An 18,988-nucleotide genomic window follows, 5' to 3' on the forward strand; every position below is an offset into this window, starting at 1 on the left:
AGATGGGAATGCCCAGACTCGCATGACCTCAATCCCTCGAACCGCCCGGTGCGGACCCGCATGCCGGGTGGTGTGGCAGGGGTGCGATCCGCAAGGATCGCCCCCCTATGCCGATGCAGGAAGCGGGCAGGCGGGTCAGCGCCGGGGCAGGGCGATCACCTGGCCTGTCTGCCCGTTGTCGTCCCTGGATGCCGACCGGCCCGACAGGATCCGCCATCGCGGCAGCCAGAGGGTCACCGTCGTGCCGATGCCGACGGCGCTTTGCAGGGTCAGCCGGCCGCCATGCTGCTCGATCAGGGCATTGGCCAGCGGCAGGCCCAGGCCGGTGCCCGGATGCTGGCGGCGATAGGCGGATTCGACCTGTCCGAAAGGCGCCAGAATGACGTCGAAATCCTTCTCTGCGATGCCGATGCCGGTGTCGCGGACGCTGATGCCGAAATCCCGACCGGGATCGTCCAGGACAGACAGGACGACGGTGCCGCCCTTCGGTGTGAACTTCAGGGCATTCGTCAACAGGTTGAGCAGCGCCTGCTTGAACTTCCGCTCGTCGACCCGCAGCCGCAGGGATGGCGTCTCGATCTCCGTCACCAGGTTCAGGCCGGCGCGTTCCGCCCGGTCGCCCAGCAATGTGCGGGTGCGGGCGAACAGGTCGGCCAGGCTGATTTCCGCCTCCTCCAGATCGCTGTGGCCAGCCTCGATCTTCGACAGGTCGAGGATGTCGTCGATGATCGACAGCAGGTGGCTGCCGGAGGAATGGATGTCGCCGGCATAGTCGGCGTAGCGGCGCGCGGCGCCTGAACCGAACATCTGCTCCCGGATCACCTCGGCGAAGCCCAGGATGGCATTGAGCGGCGTGCGCAGCTCGTGGCTCATATTGGCCAGGAATTCCGACTTCGCCCTGTTGGCGATCTCCGCCCGCTCCTTCTCGAGGCGGAGGGAGCGACTGTCCATGATCTGGCCGGTCACATCCGTGCCGACGCCGCGAAAGCCCTGGAAGGTGCCGTCGGCGTCGAAACAGGGCTTGCCCGCCAGGGCCCAGAAGCCCGGCTCGCCGCCCGGGCGGGCGAGGCGGATCTGCAGGCCGCGGAACGGTCGCCGTTCGCGAAACGCCGCCAGTCGCTCGTCGGAAGGGCCCTCGGCGACATGGTCCTCCATGAAGCGGATGCCGGAACGGTCGAGGATATCCGACGGCCCGTACTCCGTGGTCTCGAAGAAGCGCTCGGACAGGAAGCGGATATTGTGGCCGGCATCCGTCTCCCAGTACCAGTCGGATGCGACATCGGCATAGTCGCGGAAGCGGCGTTCGCTGCGCGCCAGTCGGCGGTCCGCGGCGAGCTGCCGGCGGAGCAGCCGCGTGGCGAAGGCCATGCCGACCGCCCATAGGATGAAGGTCGTGCCGCCCAGGCCGAAGACCACCAGGTTCTTGGCGGCCCGCGCGGCCTCCCCCATGCGGGTGGAGAAATTGTCCTCCAGCCGGGTAAGCCGGTGGTCGATCTCGTCGATCCGGGTGAGGGTCGCCATCCGCGCGCCGTGGCCGGCGCCGCTCTGGACCAGGGCATGCAGGTCCTGTCCCGCGGAAAGCAGCTCCGCCACCAGGGCATCGCCGGTTCGCCAGTCCGCCACCGCTGCCGCGAACGGTCCCCACCAGTCGAACAGCCGGAACAGGGTGATCAGCCCCCAATGGTCGTCCGGGTGGTTCTGGCCCCGCAACAGCCCGTCGCGCAGCACCGCGATATCGGGGACCGCCGCCTCCAGCTGCAGGCGTGCGTCCCGGTCGCCGCGCGGCACGTCGATCGCCTGCAGGAAGGCCCGATAGTCGGCGGCGCTGCCGCTCTCCGCATAGCGGTGGAGGTTCAGGACGGCGATCTTCTGTGCCTTGGAATAGCGCCCTTCGCCGGTGGCATAGGCGCGGGTGGCATTGACCACCTCGATCCCGGCCCAGCTTGCCGCGATGGAGACCAGCAGCAGGGCGACGAAGGTCGTGCCGATGAAGATGAAGCTGCGCTTGTGCCGGCGGACGATGTCGTCGGGACTGTCATTGAAGGGGGGCAGCGCGCCGCCCCCGGCGCCGATATAGGGGGCGGACCCGGCATGGAGGGCAGCCCTGGATGGCATATGCTGTCGTCCGCCAGCCATCGTCCCGCTTCGTCCCCCGCCGGGCCGGGGCGAAACGCCCCGGCAGTGAGGCCGCCTGTCGCGCGACCGGCAGGCGGCATGCATCGCTGCAGGCAGAGGACCGTCGCGGCCGCCTGCTGGCGCTCGATCGCTTCGGTGTTCCAGACGGCCGCGAACCGGCTGCCGGGGCGGCAGGCGCAAAAGGCCGCGGACCGCACAAGACGCTCCCGCGATCCGGCGGTTTCCCCCATACATGTCCAGGCATGCCGGCACCGGATCACCGCACGCCAATGTAGGCGATATCAATCCGCAATACATTTCGATTTTATCCCAAAATCGAGATATTTGCGCGGTTTCGCGCCTTTCGGACGATGGCTCGATATCGTTGGCAGTGCTAGCGGTAGGTGATGGAACATGCACCTCTGCATCCGACCCTGGCGGACGCGCCGTCGGAGGCGATCCGCGAACTGCTCGACCTCGTCGCAGCGGCAATGTTCATCGTCGATATCGATCCCGACGGTACGTTCCGGTTCGGCGGGCTGAATCGCACGCACGAGGATCTCACCGGCATGCGCAGCGCCGATGTCATCGGCCGGAAGCCGGAGGAATGCCTGCCGTCGGATGTGGCGGCGGCGGTCACCGAGCGCTATCGCCAGTGCATCGCGGCCGACGCCGCAATCGACTATCGCGAATGCATCGAGCATCCGGCCGGCCTGCGGTGGTGGCGCACCACCCTGATGCCGATGCGGGATCCGGCCAGCGGGCGTATCATCCGGCTTGTCGGTTCCGCCCTCGACATCACCACCGAGGTCGCGGCGCAGCAGCAGATGGAGGAACAGGCACGCCTCTACCAGGAGACCTTCGACCGGACCCCGGTGATGAAGCTGACGCTGGGCCCGGACCGACTGATCAAGCGGGTGTCGGACTACATGCTGCGGCGCCTGGGTTATGGTCGCGACGAGATGCTGGGTCACCTGTCCGGCGAGTTCATGACCGAAGAATCCGCCGCGCGCGGCCGCAACCAGGTGGTGCCGCAGACCCTGCGCGACGGCGCGGTGCATGACGTCCCCTATACCCTTCTGACGAAGGCGGGGGCGGAGGTCGACGTCCTGATCTCGGTGATCGCGATCCGGGACGGCGCGGGCGAGGTGATCGAGTTCAACCTGGTCGCGCTCGAAATCACGGAGCTGAACCGCGCGAACATGGCGCTGGCCGCCACCGTGGCGCGGCTGGACGATGCCCAGCGCCTGAACCAGGAGATTTACGACAGCACGCCCGCAATGCTCTACACCGTGGCCCCGGATCGCACGATCGTCCGGGTCTCCGATCATTGGCTGAAGGTCATGGGCTATGATCGGGAGGCGGTCATCGGGCGGACCTCGATGGACTTCATGGACCTGCCCTCGGCCCGCTATGCCCGCGAGGAGGTGATCCCGCGTTTCCGGCGCGAGGGGCAGATCACGAACATCCCCTACACCTTCCTGAAGGCGGACGGCACGCCGATGGAAGTGCTCCTCTCCTCCACCATGGTCTACGACGATGACGGCCGGGAACGGCGCGCCAACACCGTCATGGTGGATGTCACCGAGCGCAACCGGGCCTTCCGGGACCTGGACCGGGCGCATCGGGAAATCGTTGCCCAGGAAGAGCTGGAGCGCGAGCGCTATGACCGGACCCCGGCCATGCTCTACACCCTGGGTCCCGATTTCCGGATCATCGGCGTCTCGGACTACTGGCTCAAGGCGACGGGCTATCGGCGGGACCAGGTGATCGGGCGCCTGCCCTTCGACTTCATGACCGAGCGCGCCATGGTGCGTGCGCGCGAGGAGGTCATCCCGACGATGCTGGAGCGGGATCGCGTCGACGAGATTCCGCTGGAGCTCTTTCGCGCCGACGGTTCGGTGATGGAGGTCCTTCTGTCCTCCGTTGGGGAGCGGGGCGAAGAGGGCGGTTTCGAGCGCATCTTCTCCGTCATGCGCGACGTCACCGAGCGCAACCGGGCCCATCGCGACCTGGAGGCGGCCTATCGCGAGCTCGAGGAGAAGAACCAGGAGCTGGAGCATTTCGCGCATATCGCCTCCCACGACCTGCGGGAACCGCTGCGCAAGGTGCGCGCCTTCGCGGATCGGCTGCGGCGCAAGGCCGCCGCGGATCTCGGTGCCGAAAACCTGATCTACCTGGAGCGGATCGAATCCGCAGTCGACCGGATGCGCGACCTGATCCAGGACCTGATGGCCCTGTCGGTCGCCGGGTCGCGGGAAGTCCTGTTCGACCATGTCGACATGAGCACGCTCGTTCACCATGTCGCGGCGGATCTGGATCACGCGATCCAGGCCGTCGGCGGCACCGTGACGATCGAGGGCGATTTCTGCGCCGTTGCGGGCGATGCCTCGCAACTCGAACAGCTCTTCGCAAACCTTGTCGGCAATGCGCTGAAATACCGTGCCGCGGACCGGCCCGTGGAGGTAAGGATTGCTGCCCGGCAGGACGACCGGAACCTGTACCTCAGCGTGTCGGACAACGGCATCGGCTTCGAAAGCGACTATGCGGAGCGCATCTTCAAGCCCTTCGTCCGCCTTCATGGCCATGGCGCCTTTGAAGGCACCGGCATGGGGCTCGCGATTTGCCAAAAGATCGTTTCCCGCCACAATGGCAGCATTTCGGCCGACGGACGCCCCGGAGAGGGCGCCAGATTCCGCATCACCCTGCCGCGGGAGCGGCCGGCAGCCATCGGCCTGAGAGGGCCCGGAGCGTGAAGGGGCCGGGGATGCCCGTCTCGGTTGCGGAGGAGAAGACAGGCCCGATGGCCACGATCCTGATGGCCGACGATGACGAGGATGACCGCCTCCTCGCCTGCGAGGCGATGGGCGAGGCCGGGCTGAGCCACGACCTGCGCTTCGTTGCCGATGGCCAGGAGCTCGTTGACTACCTGACAAGAGGCGGCGCCTATGCGCCACCCGCTGCCGCGCCGCGACCGGCGATCGTCCTGCTGGACGTCAACATGCCGCGCATGAACGGCTGGGAAGCGCTGGTGTCGATCCGACGGCATCCGGAGCTGAAGGGCCTGCCCGTCGTCATGATGACGACGGCCTGGACCGATCGCGATGTCCGGCGCTGCTACGAACTTGGTGCCAATTCCTTCATCCAGAAACCGGGCTCGTTCGGCGAGCTCGTCAGGATCCTTGAGAATGTCGATCGCTACTGGTTCGGAACGGTCAGCCTCCCGGGCGCTTAACGAGGCCGCGGCCGTCGATGTCGTCCGGGTCGGCCTGATCGACGAGGACGGCTACGATGCCGAACTCTACCAGGACTATCTGGACGAGGTGTCGCCGGGCCGCTACCGGGTGCACTGGTACGGCGACGAGGTGCAGGGCGGAGAGGCGCTGCGCGGCAACGCCGCCGACATCTTCCTGGTCGACCATCGGCTGGGCGGGCATAGCGGCCTGGACATCGTGGACAAGGCCCGGCTGACCGGCCTCGACCGGCCGATCGTCGTGCTCACCGGCCAGGGCAGCCGCGCCATCGACCTGGAGAGCATGCGGCTGGGCGCCGCCGACTTCCTTGACAAGAACACCCTGTCGCCGGCGCTGCTGGAACGCTCCCTGCGCTACAGCCTGAAGCAGTGGCGGGTGGTGCGGCAGCTGGAGCGCACCAACGAGGAGCTGGAGACGGCGCGTCAGCAGGTGGAACTGCTGGCCAATACCGACTACCTGACCGGGCTCGCCAACCGCCGCCATTTCATCGAGCTGTGCGAGCGGATGCGCCAGCGGGCGCGCTTCGGCGGTACGGTGAACTGTTTCCTGCTGATCGACCTCGATCATTTCAAGCGGATCAACGACACCTTCGGCCATTCCGCCGGCGATTATGCGCTGCAGGCCTTCGGCCAGCTGATGCGGCGGGTGCTGCGCCCCAACGACATCATGGGCCGCATCGGCGGCGAGGAATTCGCCGCCCTGCTGCCCAATTGCGACCTGGACGGGGGCCGCGCGGTCGGCGAGCGGCTGCGCCAGGCGACGGAGGAGGAGGCGATCCGCCACCTGGACACCGAACTGGCCCTGACCGTCTCCGGCGGGGTCGCCGCGGTCGATACCGAACCGGGGGCGATCGACCGGGCCATGTCGCTGGCGGATTCGGCGCTCTATGCCGCCAAGCAGGCCGGCCGCAACCGGGTCTTCATCGCCGACTGACCATGACGCGGACAGCCATCTCGCCCCGGCGCCTCGCCACCTTGCGGGCGGGCGGCTAGACTTCGCCCGCCGCGGCCGGTGCCGCTGCCGCGCCGCCGGACGGGTCGCTGCCGATACGCTCTGGCGGCCGGCCGCCGCCGGCAGCCAGAGGGGGAACAAGAATGTCCGAAACGGCCTTCCGCTCCGCAACCGACCTTGCCGGCGCCATCCGCCGCAAGGAGATCGGCGCGCTTGAACTGCTCGACCACTACATCGCCCGGGTGGATCGCCACGACCCGGCGCTGAACGCCGTCGTCGTTCGGGATTTCGACCGGGCGCGGGAGCGGGCGGAGGCCGCCGATGCGGCGCTGGCCCGCGGCGAGGACTGGGGCCCGCTGCACGGCCTGCCGATGACGGTGAAGGAGAGCTACAACGTCGCCGGCCTGCCGACCACCTGGGGCGTGCCGGAGATGAAGAGCAATGCCGCACGCGCCAACGCGCTGGCGGTCGACCGCCTGCTGGATGCCGGCGCGGTGATCTTCGGCAAGACCAACGTGCCCTACCTCCTGTCGGACCTGCAGAGCTACAACGCGATCTACGGCACCACCAACAATCCCTGGGACCTGACCCGCGGCCCCGGCGGCTCTTCCGGCGGCGGCGCCGCGGCTCTGGCGGCGGGCCTGACCGGGCTGGAGATGGGCAGCGATATCGGCGGCTCGATCCGCAACCCGGCGCATTTCTGCGGCGTCTACGGCCACAAGCCGACCTGGGGGATCCTGTCGCCGCGGGGCCATGCCCTGGTCGACGTGCTGAACCCGACCGACATCTCCGTCATCGGGCCGCTGGCGCGCAGCGCGGAAGACCTGCAGCTCGCCGTCTCGCTCACCGTCGCGCGCGACCCGCTGGACGCGCCCGGGCTGAAGGTCGACCTGAAGCCGCCGCGCGCCCGCGCCCTGAAGGAGATGAGGGTCGCGGTCTGGCGCACCGACCCGATCATGCCGGTCGGCCGCGCCGTGGCGGAACGGCTGGAGCATGTGGTGCAGGCGGTCCGCGGCGCCGGCGCGGAGGTCACGGAGATCGAGCGTCCGCCTTTCGACGTGGACGAGGCCTGGGAGATCTACCAGTTCCTGCTGTTCGCCGTTCTCGCCGCCCGGCAGCCGCCGGAGCGCCATGCCGCCATGGTGCGGGAGGCCGAGGCCCTGGCCGCCGACGACATATCAGACCGGGCGATCATGCTGCGCGGCTCCACCTGCCGCTTCCGCGACTGGGCGGCCTATAACGAGCGGCGCGCCCGGCTGCGGGCGCATTGGGCGGAATTCTTCCGCGACGTCGACATCCTGCTCGCGCCGATCTGCGTGGTTCCCGCCTTCCCGCATCAGCAGCAGGGGGAACCGGCGGAACGCAAGTTGGATGTTGACGGCAATGCGGCCTCCTACTGGCGGCACATCTTCTGGGCCGGGATCACCGGCGTCTCCTTGCTGCCGTCGACCGTCTTCCCGGCCGGCCTGACGGGAGAGGGCTTGCCGGTCGGCATCCAGGCGGTCGGGCCGGAATATGGCGACCTGACCTGCATGGAATTCGCCCGCCTGGTCGGCCAGGTGATCGGCGGCTTCCAGCCCCCGCCGGGCTACGAGTAGGGAGCGCGGGCCGGCCGGGCAACGATCCCTCTTCGCAAGGGCGGGCGGCGGTGGCTAGACTGCCGCCGCCGCGGCGCTTCCGGCGCTGCCGAACGGGGGAACGAACATGTCCGACCTGGCTTTCCGCGCCGCGACCGACCTGGCGGCGGCGATCCGGCGCAAGGAGATCGGCGCCGTCGAACTGCTGGAGCACTACCTCGCCCGGGTGGAGAAGCATGACGGCGCCCTGAACGCCGTCGTGGTGCGCGACTTCGACCGGGCGCGTGCGCGGGCGAAGGAAGCCGACGCGGCACTCGCCCGCGGCGAACTCTGGGGGCCGCTGCACGGCCTGCCGATGACGGTGAAGGAGGCCTTCAACATCGCCGGCCTGCCGACCACCTGGGGCGTGCCGGAGATGAAGGGCAATGAAGCGGCCGGCAATGCCTATGCCGTCGACCGGCTGCTGGAGGCCGGCGCGGTGATCTTCGGCAAGACCAATGTGCCGCTGCTGCTGTCGGACCTGCAGAGCTACAACGCGATCTACGGCACGACGAACAATCCCTGGGACCCGTCCCGCGCGCCGGGCGGTTCCTCCGGCGGTTCGGCGGCGGCGCTGGCCGCCGGCATGACGGCCCTGGAGCTGGGCAGCGATATCGGCGGCTCGATCCGCAACCCGGCGCATTTTTGCGGCATCTACGGCCACAAGCCGACCTGGAACGCGCTGCCGCAGAACGGGCATGAGCTGTTCCCCCTGATGAACCCGGTCGATATCGGCGTGATCGGGCCGCTGGCACGCCATCCCGACGACCTGGCCCTGGCGCTGGACCTGCTGTCGGGACCCAACCCGCTGGATGCGGCCGGCCTGAAGGTCGACCTGCCCGCGCCGCGGACAAAATCCCTGCCCGAGATGAAGGTGGCGGTCTGGCGCGACGATCCGAAGATGCCGGTCGGCCGCGACGTGGCTGCCCGGATCGAGCATGTCGTCCAGGCGCTGCGCCAGGCCGGCACCGAGGTGCGGGAGATCGAACGCCCGCCCTTCGACGTCGAGGAGGCCTGGGACACCTACCGTTTCCTGCTGTTCGCGGCGCTGAACGCGCTGCAGCCCGACGAGCCCTATAACGGCATGGTCCAGGCCGCCGCCGGCCTGGACCCGTCCGACAGCTCCGAGATGGCGGGGATCCTGCGCGGCTCCACCTGCCGCTTCCGCGACTGGGCGGCCCACAACGAGAAGCGCGCGCGCTTCCGCGCCCACTGGGCGGAATTCTTCCGCGATGTCGACATCCTTCTGGCGCCGATCTGCCCGACCCCGGCCTTCCCCCACCAGCAGGAGGGAGAGATGGTCACCCGCAGCATGGAGGTCGACGGGCAGAGCCGTTCCTACTGGATGCAGGTGTTCTGGGCCGGCATCTTCGGCATGGCCTACCTGCCGGCGACTGTCTTCCCGGCCGGCCTGTCCGCAGGCGGCCTGCCGGTCGGGCTGCAGGCGGTCGGCCCGGAATATGGCGACCGCATGTGCATCGAGTTCGCCCGCGCGATCGGCCAGGTGGTGGGCGGTTTCCGCCCGCCGCCAGGCTACTAGCGGCGGACGGGCCCGACGCTTTCGTCGGGACGGGGTCAGGCCGCGCGGATTCCAGAGAGGAAGGTCGAGACCCTGGACTGCAGGGCTTCCGAGTGGGTCGACATGGTGGTCGAGGAGTCCAGGACCGCGCGGGCGGCCTCGCCGGCTTCAAGGGCGGCGCCGAGGACGCGGCTGATACTGTCGGAGACGCCCTGCGTGCCGGTGGCGGCTTCGGTGACGTTGCGACTGATTTCCTCGGTGCTGGCCGACTGCTGTTCCATCGCGGCGGCGATCGAGGCCGCGATGCCGTGCATCTGCATGATCGTGGCGCCTATCGACTTGATCGCCTCGACCACGCGGCCGGAAACCGCCTGAACCGCCGCGATCTGATGGCCGATATCGTCGGTGGCGCGGGCCGTCTGGTCCGCCAGCCCCTTCACCTCGGAGGCGACGACGGCGAAGCCCTTGCCGGCCTCGCCCGCCCGCGCCGCCTCGATCGTCGCGTTCAGTGCCAGCAGGTTGGTCTGCGCGGCGATGTCCTGGATCAGCTGCACGATGGTGGTGATCCGTGCCGTTGCCTCGGACATCTCGCCGACGATGGAGTCGGTGGCGGTGACCTCGCCCGCCGCCTGGTCGGCGATGGCATTGGACTGGGCCACCTGGCGGGCGATTTCGCGGATGCTGGCAGCCATCTCCTCACTGGCTGCCGCGACGGTCTGGACATTGGCGCTGGTCTGCTCCGCGGCGCTGGAGGCGGTAGTCGCCTCGAGGTTGGCGGTCTGCGCTATCTTGCTCATCTGGCCTGCGGTCTGGTTCAGATGCCCCGCGGCGGTTCCCAGCGCGTCGAGCGCTGCCGATGCGTTGCTGTCGAAGTCGGCGATCAGGGCATCGATCGCGGCTGCGCGTCGCGCCTTCTCGGCCTGCTCGGCGGACTGCGCCGCGACCAGGCGGCGGTTCTCCACCAAGCCGTCCTTGAAGACCTGGACGGCGCGGGCGATCGCGCCGATCTCGTTGGCGCGCTCGGCTCCACTGATCGGCACTTCGAGGTCGCCTTCCGCGAGCCGGCCCATCGCCGCCGTCACCGCGCTGAGCGGCCGCGAGATGCCGATCAGAACCGTGTGCAGCGAAAAGGCCATCGCCGCCAGGCCGGACAAAATCAACACGGCCATGATGATCTGGGATTGGGTGACCGCCTCCCGGTTTTCCGCATACCGGGCGGCTGCGACTTCCAGCTGGATCTCGATGAGGCCAGAGATCGCCTCGCTCAGCGGGTCGATCCCGGGATACAGTTCGCGCGAGACAAAACCCTCCAGCGACGCCATGTCCTGTGCCTGGAAGATGCCCCGGAGGCGTTCCACCAGAATGTCGGCCGTGCGCATCCGATCCGCCACCTCGGTGGCGAGGCTGGCCTCCTGCGGCACCATGCGGGTGCCGGCATAGGCCGACCAGGCGGAACCGATCCCGGCCTGCGCTTCGCCGAGGGATTGAAGTCCGCGCTGCCAGTCGATGCTGCCGGAGCGGACCTTGTGCGCGGTGTCGACGATGTTGACCGCATAATGATCCGCGACGAGCTTCAGGTCCCGCAGCGGCACGACCCGGTCCTGGTATATCTGCGCCAGCCGGCTGTCGGCTGCGTCCAGTGCGAACCAGCCGCTGCCGGCAATGCCCAGCAAGACCACTCCAAGAATGCCGAGTGCCGTCATCAGTTTCGCGCGGATCGTCTTCATCGTCTCTTCCTGGTTGAGTTCGGACTGGCCTCCTCCTTCCGCGCATCGCGCAACGCGAACCACGGGCACAGCACAGGGGGGCGACAGCGAAAGGGGGCCGACCCCGGTGAATATGATCGCTAAGGGTTATCGGTTCGTTGCCATTTGACAAAAATTGTAATTATGTCAAGGCCAATTGTTGCCTGTGGGCAGCAGTCGCCCGCCCCGGCGAAGCCGACGTTCTGCTCCCCTACTCGTCACCGGGGTGCAGAGGAACGGGCCGGCTCGTCACGGAAAGGACCCCGCCGTGTCACAGACGCGCCGCAGTCGTGGGGCATTCCGGACCCCGTGGTCGCAATGGACCGAAACCGGAGGCCCGAGCAATGTTCCGTCCATCGCCGTCGCCAGTTGCGCGCTCCCGCAGCCCCGCCTGGCTGCGCCGGCTCGCCCCCGGCATCCTGTTGGTCGTGGCGACGGCGCTCCCCGCCGCCGCCGAGGAACAGGCCGATCTGCGGGGGGAACTCGCGATCATGAATTCCACGCCTGGCAATGCGCTATTGGAGATGCGCTGCCATTCCGACAGCAATCGCAGGATCGCGGGGATCTCGGTGCCCGCGCGCGGTAGCAAGCAGACCAATTTCAGCGGATCCTGCGATGCTTACTACGCCTATGGCGAGGCTTCTGGCGCCGGGGATTCATTCACCTATACCTGCCGGGCATCGGTCGCGACCAAGCGCCGCGCTCATGCAGTGATGATTGTTCGTCCCAACATGCCCTGCGAGATCACGCAGTATTGAGAACCGCAGGGCCGGCTGCAGCCTGAACGCCCCCACCGCGGCGCCGGTGCCCTGGGCGCCCACGCTGGCCTTTCGCAGAACGCCTTGCTGGCCGTCCATGTTGGCAGGGCCGGACCGAAACACGATAGAGTCGGGAGCGCTTTGTCGGTCGGCAAGGAGGGATAGGCCGGCACATTTAGGGCGGTGTCAGCTGGGCTGGGGGATCACGGTGGAGCTTGTACAGGCGGCGCATGGGCAATGCAGGCGGGCGGCAGGGCTGTCCCGGCCGTCCATCCCCGACCGGTGGTTTGCCTCCCTGCCCCCCGGCGGCAAGCCATGGCGCCACGGCCGGTACGACCCGGGGTATGCCGGCTACGGACGGGCCCGCCACCGGATCCGGGACTGATGGTGTCGGGGCAGAGGAAGATGCCGCTCTCTCTCCGCCTCCCGCTGCAACTCGCGGTCTTTGGTACCGCCTATTTCCTCGGCGCGATGGCCTATGTCGCGCTGTACTGGCGCACCGGCGACCTGCCGCCTGTCTGGCCGCCGGCCGGCCTCTACCTCGCCGCCCTGCTGCTGGTGCGTCCGGTGCGCTGGCCCTGGTGGATCGCCGCGGCGGCACCGGCCGGCCTGGCGGCCTTCCTGATCGGCGGCTACGGCCTGTCGACCGCCATCGGCATGTTCGCGGCCGATACCGTGGCGGCCGCCACCGGCGCCTGGCTGGCGCAGCAGGCCTGCGGCCGCCCGTTCCGCCTGGCGGGGCTGCGCGACTTCGCCGTGCTGATCGGCGCGGGTGCGATCCTGGCGCCGATGCCGAGTGCGCTGATCGGTGCACTGGTGCTCGCCATCGGCGAAGGGCTGCCGTTCCAGGTCACCGTCGTGAACTGGTGGTCGGGCGATTTCACGGCCGTCGTGCTTGTCAGCCCGCTGATCCTCCTCTGGGTATCCGGCGAAAAGGTCTGGCCGCGACATTGGCGGCCCGCCGCAATGGGCGCAGCCCGCACCGCCGAACTCCTGGCATTGATCCTGGCGACCCTTGCCGTGCCGGCGGCGATCCTGACCTGGCTGGACTGGTCGTTCAGCTTCCTTGCCATGCCGGTGCTGCTGTGGGCGGCGATCCGGTTCGGTCCGCTCGAGGCGGCCCTGTGCAACCTGCTGCTTGCCGCTGTGGCCATCACGCAGACGATGAGTGGCCTTGGCGTCGGTTCGGCGGACTCCGGCGCGGTGGCGGAGCGGCTGCACTACCTCCAGGCTTTCCTCTCCTTCATGGCGATCGGCGCCTCGCTCACCGTTGCCCTGGCGCTGCGCGACTGGCGGGAGGCCGACCGCGCCCGTGCGTTGGGAGAGGCCCGCTGGACCGCGATGCTCGATCATGCGCCGGTGGCGATCGCCGTACTGGATACCGATGGCCGGGTGATCTCCACCAACAGGCGCTATGTGGAGTGGTACCGCCCCGACGGAGGGGAAGTGACCGGGACGAGAGCTGCCGACTATTTCCCGGCCGAGGTGGCCGAGCGGATCGCCCGGAACCTGCGCCGTGTCGTGCACGACCGGCAGCCTTTCGCCAGCGAGCATGACCTGCCGCAGACCGAGGGCGGACCGCGCCGGATCGAGGTGCTGCGCTTTCCGATGACCGACGACGCGGGGCGGGTGGTGGCGATCGGGGTCTTCGTCACCGATGTCACCGCGACCCGGCGCGCACAGGAACAGCTTGTCCAGGCCCAGAAGATGGAGGCGGTCGGCCAGCTCACCGGCGGCGTCGCACATGACTTCAACAACCTGCTGGCGGTGATCATCGGCAATCTGGAACTGGTGCAGGAGCAGCTGCCGCCGGACAGCGCCATGGCCCGCCATGTGGTTGCCGCGTTCCGGGCGGCGGAGCGCGGCGAGGCCCTGACCCGCAGCCTTCTGGCCTTTTCGCGGCGCCAGGCCCTGCGGCCGCAGTTGGTCGACCTGAACGAGGTGGTGCGCGGCATGCTGCCATTGCTGAGCCGCACTCTGGGCAGCCAGGTGCAGATCGAGATGGTGACCGCCGCCGGTCTGTGGCGGAGCGAGGTCGATCCGGCGCAGGTGGAGAGCGCACTGCTGAACCTGGCGATCAACGCGCGCGACGCCATGCCTGGCGGCGGCAGGCTGACCATCGAGACCGCGAATGTCCGTCTCGACCAGGGTTATGCGGGCAGCCTGGCGGAGGCCGTGGCGCCGGGCCAGTACGCGATGATCGCCGTCTCCGATACGGGCGAGGGGATGCCCGAGGAGGTGCGCGCCCGCGTCTTCGAGCCCTTCTTCACCACCAAGGAGGCCGGCCGCGGCACCGGTCTGGGCATGTCGATGGTGCAGGGCTTCGTACGGCAGTCGGGCGGCCATGTCGCGATCTACAGCGAGCCCGGTCATGGCACCACGGTGAAGGTCTATCTGCCGCGCAGCCATCGGCAGGAACCGGCGCCCGGCCGTGTGGCGGAGGATCCGGCGACGTCAGTGGACGACGGGTCTTCGACGGCCCGCAGGCATGTGCTGGTGGTCGAGGACGATCCCGACGTGCGTCAGCTGGCGATCGAAATCCTGGAGGCGGAGGGGCACCGGGTCATTGCCGCAGGCGATGGTGCCGCCGCGCTTGCCCTGGCCGCCGTCGAGGCGCGGATCGATCTGCTGCTGAGCGACGTCATCCTGGAGGGCGGCATGAGCGGGCCCGACGTTGCCGCTGCGCTGCAGGCGGAGCGGCCGGACCTGAAGGTGCTCTACATGTCCGGCTATACCGCGAACGGTGTCGTGCATCACGGCCGCCTCGATCCCGGAGTCGAACTGCTCGAGAAGCCGTTCCGGCGCGACCAGCTGCGCCGTTTCGTCCGCGACGCGCTCGCCGGTGACGCGGCGGCGGGTCAGGATTCCGCGGCACCGGGGTGAACCGCTTCGGTGCCGCCGCGGCGGGCCGCCGCCGTGACCGCCAGCACCATCAGCAGCAGGGCCAGTGTACTGGCGCCGGCCCGCAGGTGGTTCCAGAACAGCCAGGGTGTGGAGAAGTCGCGCCAGACCTGCGTCGGGTCGCCGAGGGCGGTGGCATCGACGACCGCCAGCGCCTGGTTCATCGGGACGTGGATCGCCACCGTCGTCGCGAAGGCGGCGAGCCAGGCGATCACCGCGCCGAACGACAGCAGCCCCGCCGCCTGCAATCTCCACGGCCGGAAGGTCAGGCAGGCGAGCGCGGCCGCTGGCAGGGCCCCGAAGAAGGACAGCGCGAAGAGCGGGTTGCGGACCGCGCGGTTGATGCCCTGCATCGCCTCGATCGCGGCGACCGGAGGGGCATCGTCCAGCCCCCAGAGCACGCTGCAGGAATAGGCATAGAAGAAGCCGGCCGCGAGGGCGAACAGGACGATGGACAGCAGCTGCAGGAGCCGGGCGAGGGCCGACATCTCGGGTCTCTCCGAAAAGGGCGGGCGGCAGGGATGCGCCCGCCCGCCGGCGCTGTCAATGCACCCGCGCATGCGCGGAGAGGCAGCCGGGCCGGGCATCAAATCGTCCCGATGCCGTCATCGCCGGGCCATTTTTCGCGACGAAGGTCCGCACCGCTCGGGACGGCGGCAGCGCGGCAGCCCCGGAAGGAGCCAAGGCAGAAGCAGACTGCCGGACCAGAGCCGCCATACCGGCGGCCTCGGAACAGGAGGTGCAAAGATGCGCAACGAGAACCACCCCGCGACCCCATCGGCAGGAGCCGGCATCGACCGTCGCACGCTGCTGGCGGGCAGCTTCGCGCTGGGCGCCGCCCTGTTCCTGGGCGGCACGGAGGGCGCACAGGCAGCCCAGCTGGACGCGCTGACCGGCGGGACCGTCGACCTGCCTGCCTTCCTGGCCCTGTCGCAGCGCCTGACCGGTCATGACGATCTGGACGAGGATCACGGCGCGGCCCTGCTGGAGGCCCTTCGCGGGGCCGGCCATGGCGGCGCCCTTGCAAATCTCCACACCGCAGTACGCGCGGCGGGCGCCGCGCCGGAGGCGGTGGCCGCCGCCGCGGCAGGCGAGGCGGTCGCAGCCCGCGCCCTGCTGCGCGGCTGGTATGTCGGCCTGGTGGCGATGCCCGGCGGGCAGGAGCGGCTGGTCGGCTACGACACCGCCCTGATGGCGGCGGTGACGGCCGACTTCATTCCGTTGCGTTCGTTCTGCGGCGGCGCGCCGCATTTCTGGGCCGCGCCGCCGGAACTCGACGACCTGCCGCTCTGACCGCAGCCGAACCCATCCCTGCAGGGGAGACGAGATCATGACCGACATGGCAACCGATATCCTGGTCGTCGGCTCCGGCGTTGCCGGCAGCCTGATCGCCTGGCGCCTGGCGAAGGCGGGGCGGAAGGTGACGATCCTGGAGGCGGGCCCGCGCCTGGACCGCTACGACCTGCTGGAGCGCTACCAGGCCGCGCCCGACAAGGACGACTACATGGCGCCCTATCCCGGCACCGCCCATGCGCCGGAGGCGGGCGGCAGCTCAGACTACATCATCGAGAAGGGACCCGACCCCTACGGCACCCAGTATATCCGCGGCGTGGGCGGCACCACCTGGCACTGGGCGGCGGCGACATGGCGCCTGCTGCCGTCGGACTTCCGCCTGCGCTCCACCCACGGTGTCGGCCGGGACTGGGCGATCTCCTACGACGAGCTGGAGCCCTGGTACCAGCGCGCGGAACTGGCGATGGGCGTGGCCGGTCCCGATCCGAAGGCCGAGGATCTGGGCTCGCCGCGCTCGGCGCCCTTTCCGCAGAAGGCCCTGCCGCTGAGCTACATGGACCGGCAGTTCGCCGACCGGCTGAACGGCAACGGCTTCCGCGTGGTGACCGAGCCGGTGGCCCGCAACAACGACATCTTCGACGACCGCCCGCCCTGCTGCGGCAACAACAACTGCATGCCGATCTGTCCGATCGGCGCGCAATACGCCGCCGAGGTGCATGTCGACAAGGCCGAGGCGGTGGGCGCGCAGCTGGTGGCGGACGCCGTGGTGCACGAAGTGCTGACCGATGCCGACGGCCACCGGGTCACCGGCGTGCGCTACAAGGCGCCGGACGGCAGCAGCCACAAAGTCACCGCGAACGTCGTGGTGCTGGCCGCGCATGGCATCGAGACGCCGAAGCTGATGCTGCTCTCCGCCTCCGAGCGGCTGCCGCAGGGGCTGGCGAACCGGTCGGGCATGGTCGGGCGCAACCTGATGGACCATCCGGCGATCGCCGTCTCCTTCCTGTGGGACCGGCCGGTCTTTCCCGGCCGCGGCCCGCAGGAGATGACCTCGGTCGTCAACTTCCGGGACGGCGATTTCCGCGCCCGTCATGCAGCAAAGAAGATCCACCTGGGGAACGTTGCCGACTATCAGGGGGTTACCGAGGCGCTGATCGCCGACGGCCGCATGGGGCCGGATCTCGACCGCGAGATCCGGGACCGGGTCGCCCGGAAGGTCAGCATCTCCTGTTTCCACGAACAGCTGCCCGACCCGGCGAACCGGATCCTGCCCAGCGCCGCGCACCGCGACGCGATCGGCATCCCGCGGCCGGAGATCCACTACAGGATAGAGGATTATGTCCGTGAAAGCGCCCGCCATACCCGCGATACCTACGACCGCATCGCCCGCCTCCTCGGCGGCACCGAGATCCGGCACCGCGACGGCTTTACCGGCAGTTCGCATATTATGGGGACCTGCATCATGGGGGCGGACCCGCGCGACTCCGTGGTCGATGCCGACTGCCGGAGCCACGATCATCCGAACCTGTTCGTCGCCGGTTCGGCGGTCTTTCCCTCATCGGCCTGCGTCAACCCGACCCTGACGATCGGCGCGCTGGCCCTGCTCAGCGCCGACACGATCGCCCGGGAGCAGGGCTGAGCCGGTGGCGGGCCGGCGGCAGCTGCGGTTTCCGGTGATGCGGTCCGCACGTATCATGGCGTCAGGAGGGCGCCATGCGGACCTGTCCGATCGCGATACCTGTCCTGGCTTTGCTGCTGGCCGCCGCCACGGCGGGCCAGGCCCTGGCCTGCGGCCCGCGCGCGGAGGTGCTGTTCACGGAAGGCGCGCCGGACAGCTTCGAGATCGTCAACCGCAGCCCGCCGGGCTGGGAGATCGAGAGCCTGCAGATCGACCTGCGCGGGGCGGTCGGCGGCCTCTATTTCGATCCGACCGAAGGCGGTGCCGGGACCAGCATGCCGGACCCGTTGCGGCCGCTCGGGAGTCCCGACGGGGGCACGGTGCGGCTCGTCGGCGCCAGCCCGGTCGCCGATGGCGATACCGCATTGCTGCTGGCGTTCGAAGGCTTCGCCGCCGGCGCCCGCTACATCCTGACCATCGACCTGGACAATCTGGGCGGCGGCTATGCGAATGCGGTGATCGAGCCGGGAGAGTTCGCGGGCGCGAGCCTTTTCGCCCGCTTCGCTGCCGGCCCGCACCGGGCGGAGGGCGAGGGGCTGTTCGACGGCGCCGGCCGGGCGGAGACCCTGGACAACAGCGCCTGCTCCTGAGCCGGCCCCGGACTGGCCAGCCGGCGGCGGGCATGCTGCAATCCCGCTGCAACCGAAGGGAGGAAGAGCCATGACCGAACGTGTCTGGAAGGTCTATCTGTCGGGCGAGATCCATTCCGACTGGCGGGAGCGGATCGCCGACGGCGTCGCCGCCGCGGGCCTGCCGGTGCATCTCGACGCGCCGGTCACCGAACATGCGGATTCCGACGATTGCGGGGTGGCGATCTTCGGCGCGGAGCCGGACAAGTTCTGGCACGACCGCAAGGGCGCGCAGCTCAATGCCATCCGCACCCGCCGGCTGATCGAGGATGCCGACCTGGTCGTCGTGCGCTTCGGCGAGAAGTACAAGCAGTGGAACGCCGCCTTCGATGCCGGCTTTGCCGCGGCGCTGGGCAAGCCGCTGGTGATCCTGCACCCGCCGGAGCACGACCATGCCCTGAAGGAGGTCGATGCCGCCGCCAATGCCGTGGCCCGCGATCCCGATCAGGTGGTGCAGGCCCTGGCCTACGTGATTCGCGGCGAGATGCCGGGCCGTACCGCCGGCCGCCTCGCCGCCGTGCCGAACTGA

General features: G+C 69.2%; 14 protein-coding genes. 11 read left to right on the forward strand and 3 right to left on the reverse strand.

Features of this window, described 5'->3' with window-relative positions; genetic code table 11:
* Window positions 1-135 precede the first annotated feature (135 nt).
* Window positions 136-2,115, reverse strand: coding sequence for a sensor histidine kinase (locus ACFOGJ_RS17510; RefSeq protein WP_379902862.1), 1,980 nt, complete (start codon window positions 2,113-2,115; stop codon window positions 136-138).
* 407 nt (window positions 2,116-2,522) lie between these two features.
* Between ACFOGJ_RS17510 and ACFOGJ_RS17515 the strand changes: the two genes are divergently transcribed.
* The 5 genes from ACFOGJ_RS17515 (at window position 2,523) to ACFOGJ_RS17535 (ending at window position 9,476) form a co-directional block, all read left to right on the forward strand.
* The gene (locus ACFOGJ_RS17515) at window positions 2,523-4,871 is read left to right on the forward strand and encodes a PAS domain-containing sensor histidine kinase (RefSeq protein WP_379902865.1); all 2,349 of its coding nucleotides are present in this window, start codon (window positions 2,523-2,525) and stop codon (window positions 4,869-4,871) included.
* Window positions 4,872-4,918: 47 nt separating this feature from the next.
* The gene (locus tag ACFOGJ_RS17520; protein WP_379902867.1) at window positions 4,919-5,350 is read left to right on the forward strand and encodes a response regulator; all 432 of its coding nucleotides are present in this window, start codon (window positions 4,919-4,921) and stop codon (window positions 5,348-5,350) included.
* Window positions 5,304-6,302, forward strand: a complete 999-nt coding sequence (locus ACFOGJ_RS17525) for a GGDEF domain-containing protein (protein WP_379902870.1) — start codon at window positions 5,304-5,306, stop codon at window positions 6,300-6,302. Before ACFOGJ_RS17520 ends, ACFOGJ_RS17525 begins: the two co-directional genes overlap by 47 nt.
* Window positions 6,303-6,463: 161 nt before the next feature.
* Complete coding sequence (locus ACFOGJ_RS17530; RefSeq protein ID WP_379902872.1) at window positions 6,464-7,918, forward strand: amidase; 1,455 nt, start codon at window positions 6,464-6,466, stop codon at window positions 7,916-7,918.
* Between the two features lie 106 nt (window positions 7,919-8,024).
* Window positions 8,025-9,476: an amidase gene (locus ACFOGJ_RS17535; RefSeq protein WP_379902874.1), complete on the forward strand. Its 1,452-nt coding sequence runs from the start codon at window positions 8,025-8,027 to the stop codon at window positions 9,474-9,476.
* 35 nt (window positions 9,477-9,511) lie between these two features.
* Here ACFOGJ_RS17535 and ACFOGJ_RS17540 read toward each other — a convergent pair whose 3' ends face one another.
* Window positions 9,512-11,182 (reverse strand): methyl-accepting chemotaxis protein, encoded by a 1,671-nt coding sequence (locus tag ACFOGJ_RS17540; RefSeq protein ID WP_379902876.1) that lies wholly within the window; start codon window positions 11,180-11,182, stop codon window positions 9,512-9,514.
* A gap of 362 nt (window positions 11,183-11,544) precedes the next feature.
* Between ACFOGJ_RS17540 and ACFOGJ_RS17545 the strand changes: the two genes are divergently transcribed.
* Both ACFOGJ_RS17545 and ACFOGJ_RS17550 read left to right on the forward strand, forming a co-directional pair.
* Window positions 11,545-11,958, forward strand: a complete 414-nt coding sequence (locus ACFOGJ_RS17545) for a hypothetical protein (protein WP_379902878.1) — start codon at window positions 11,545-11,547, stop codon at window positions 11,956-11,958.
* Window positions 11,959-12,363: 405 nt separating this feature from the next.
* On the forward strand, window positions 12,364-14,841 hold the full coding sequence (locus tag ACFOGJ_RS17550; RefSeq protein ID WP_379902881.1) for an MASE1 domain-containing protein: 2,478 nt from the start codon (window positions 12,364-12,366) through the stop codon (window positions 14,839-14,841).
* Here the strand turns inward: ACFOGJ_RS17550 and ACFOGJ_RS17555 are convergent.
* Window positions 14,817-15,347, reverse strand: a complete 531-nt coding sequence (locus ACFOGJ_RS17555) for an anthrone oxygenase family protein (protein WP_379902884.1) — start codon at window positions 15,345-15,347, stop codon at window positions 14,817-14,819. The genes ACFOGJ_RS17550 and ACFOGJ_RS17555 overlap by 25 nt on opposite strands.
* Before the next feature lie 259 nt (window positions 15,348-15,606).
* Between ACFOGJ_RS17555 and ACFOGJ_RS17560 the strand changes: the two genes are divergently transcribed.
* The 4 genes from ACFOGJ_RS17560 (at window position 15,607) to ACFOGJ_RS17575 (ending at window position 18,988) form a co-directional block, all read left to right on the forward strand.
* The gene (locus ACFOGJ_RS17560) at window positions 15,607-16,152 is read left to right on the forward strand and encodes a sugar dehydrogenase complex small subunit (protein WP_379902887.1); all 546 of its coding nucleotides are present in this window, start codon (window positions 15,607-15,609) and stop codon (window positions 16,150-16,152) included.
* 37 nt (window positions 16,153-16,189) lie between these two features.
* The gene (locus ACFOGJ_RS17565; RefSeq protein ID WP_379902889.1) at window positions 16,190-17,791 is read left to right on the forward strand and encodes a GMC family oxidoreductase; all 1,602 of its coding nucleotides are present in this window, start codon (window positions 16,190-16,192) and stop codon (window positions 17,789-17,791) included.
* Between the two features lie 74 nt (window positions 17,792-17,865).
* On the forward strand, window positions 17,866-18,420 hold the full coding sequence (locus ACFOGJ_RS17570) for a hypothetical protein (protein ID WP_379902891.1): 555 nt from the start codon (window positions 17,866-17,868) through the stop codon (window positions 18,418-18,420).
* Between the two features lie 70 nt (window positions 18,421-18,490).
* Window positions 18,491-18,988 carry a YtoQ family protein gene (locus tag ACFOGJ_RS17575; protein WP_379902894.1) on the forward strand — a complete coding sequence of 166 codons (498 nt, stop codon included), beginning with the start codon at window positions 18,491-18,493 and terminating at the stop codon, window positions 18,986-18,988.

Origin of the sequence: Marinibaculum pumilum (genome assembly GCF_042646425.1) — a bacterium.
GTDB lineage: Bacteria > Pseudomonadota > Alphaproteobacteria > Ferrovibrionales > Ferrovibrionaceae > Marinibaculum > Marinibaculum pumilum.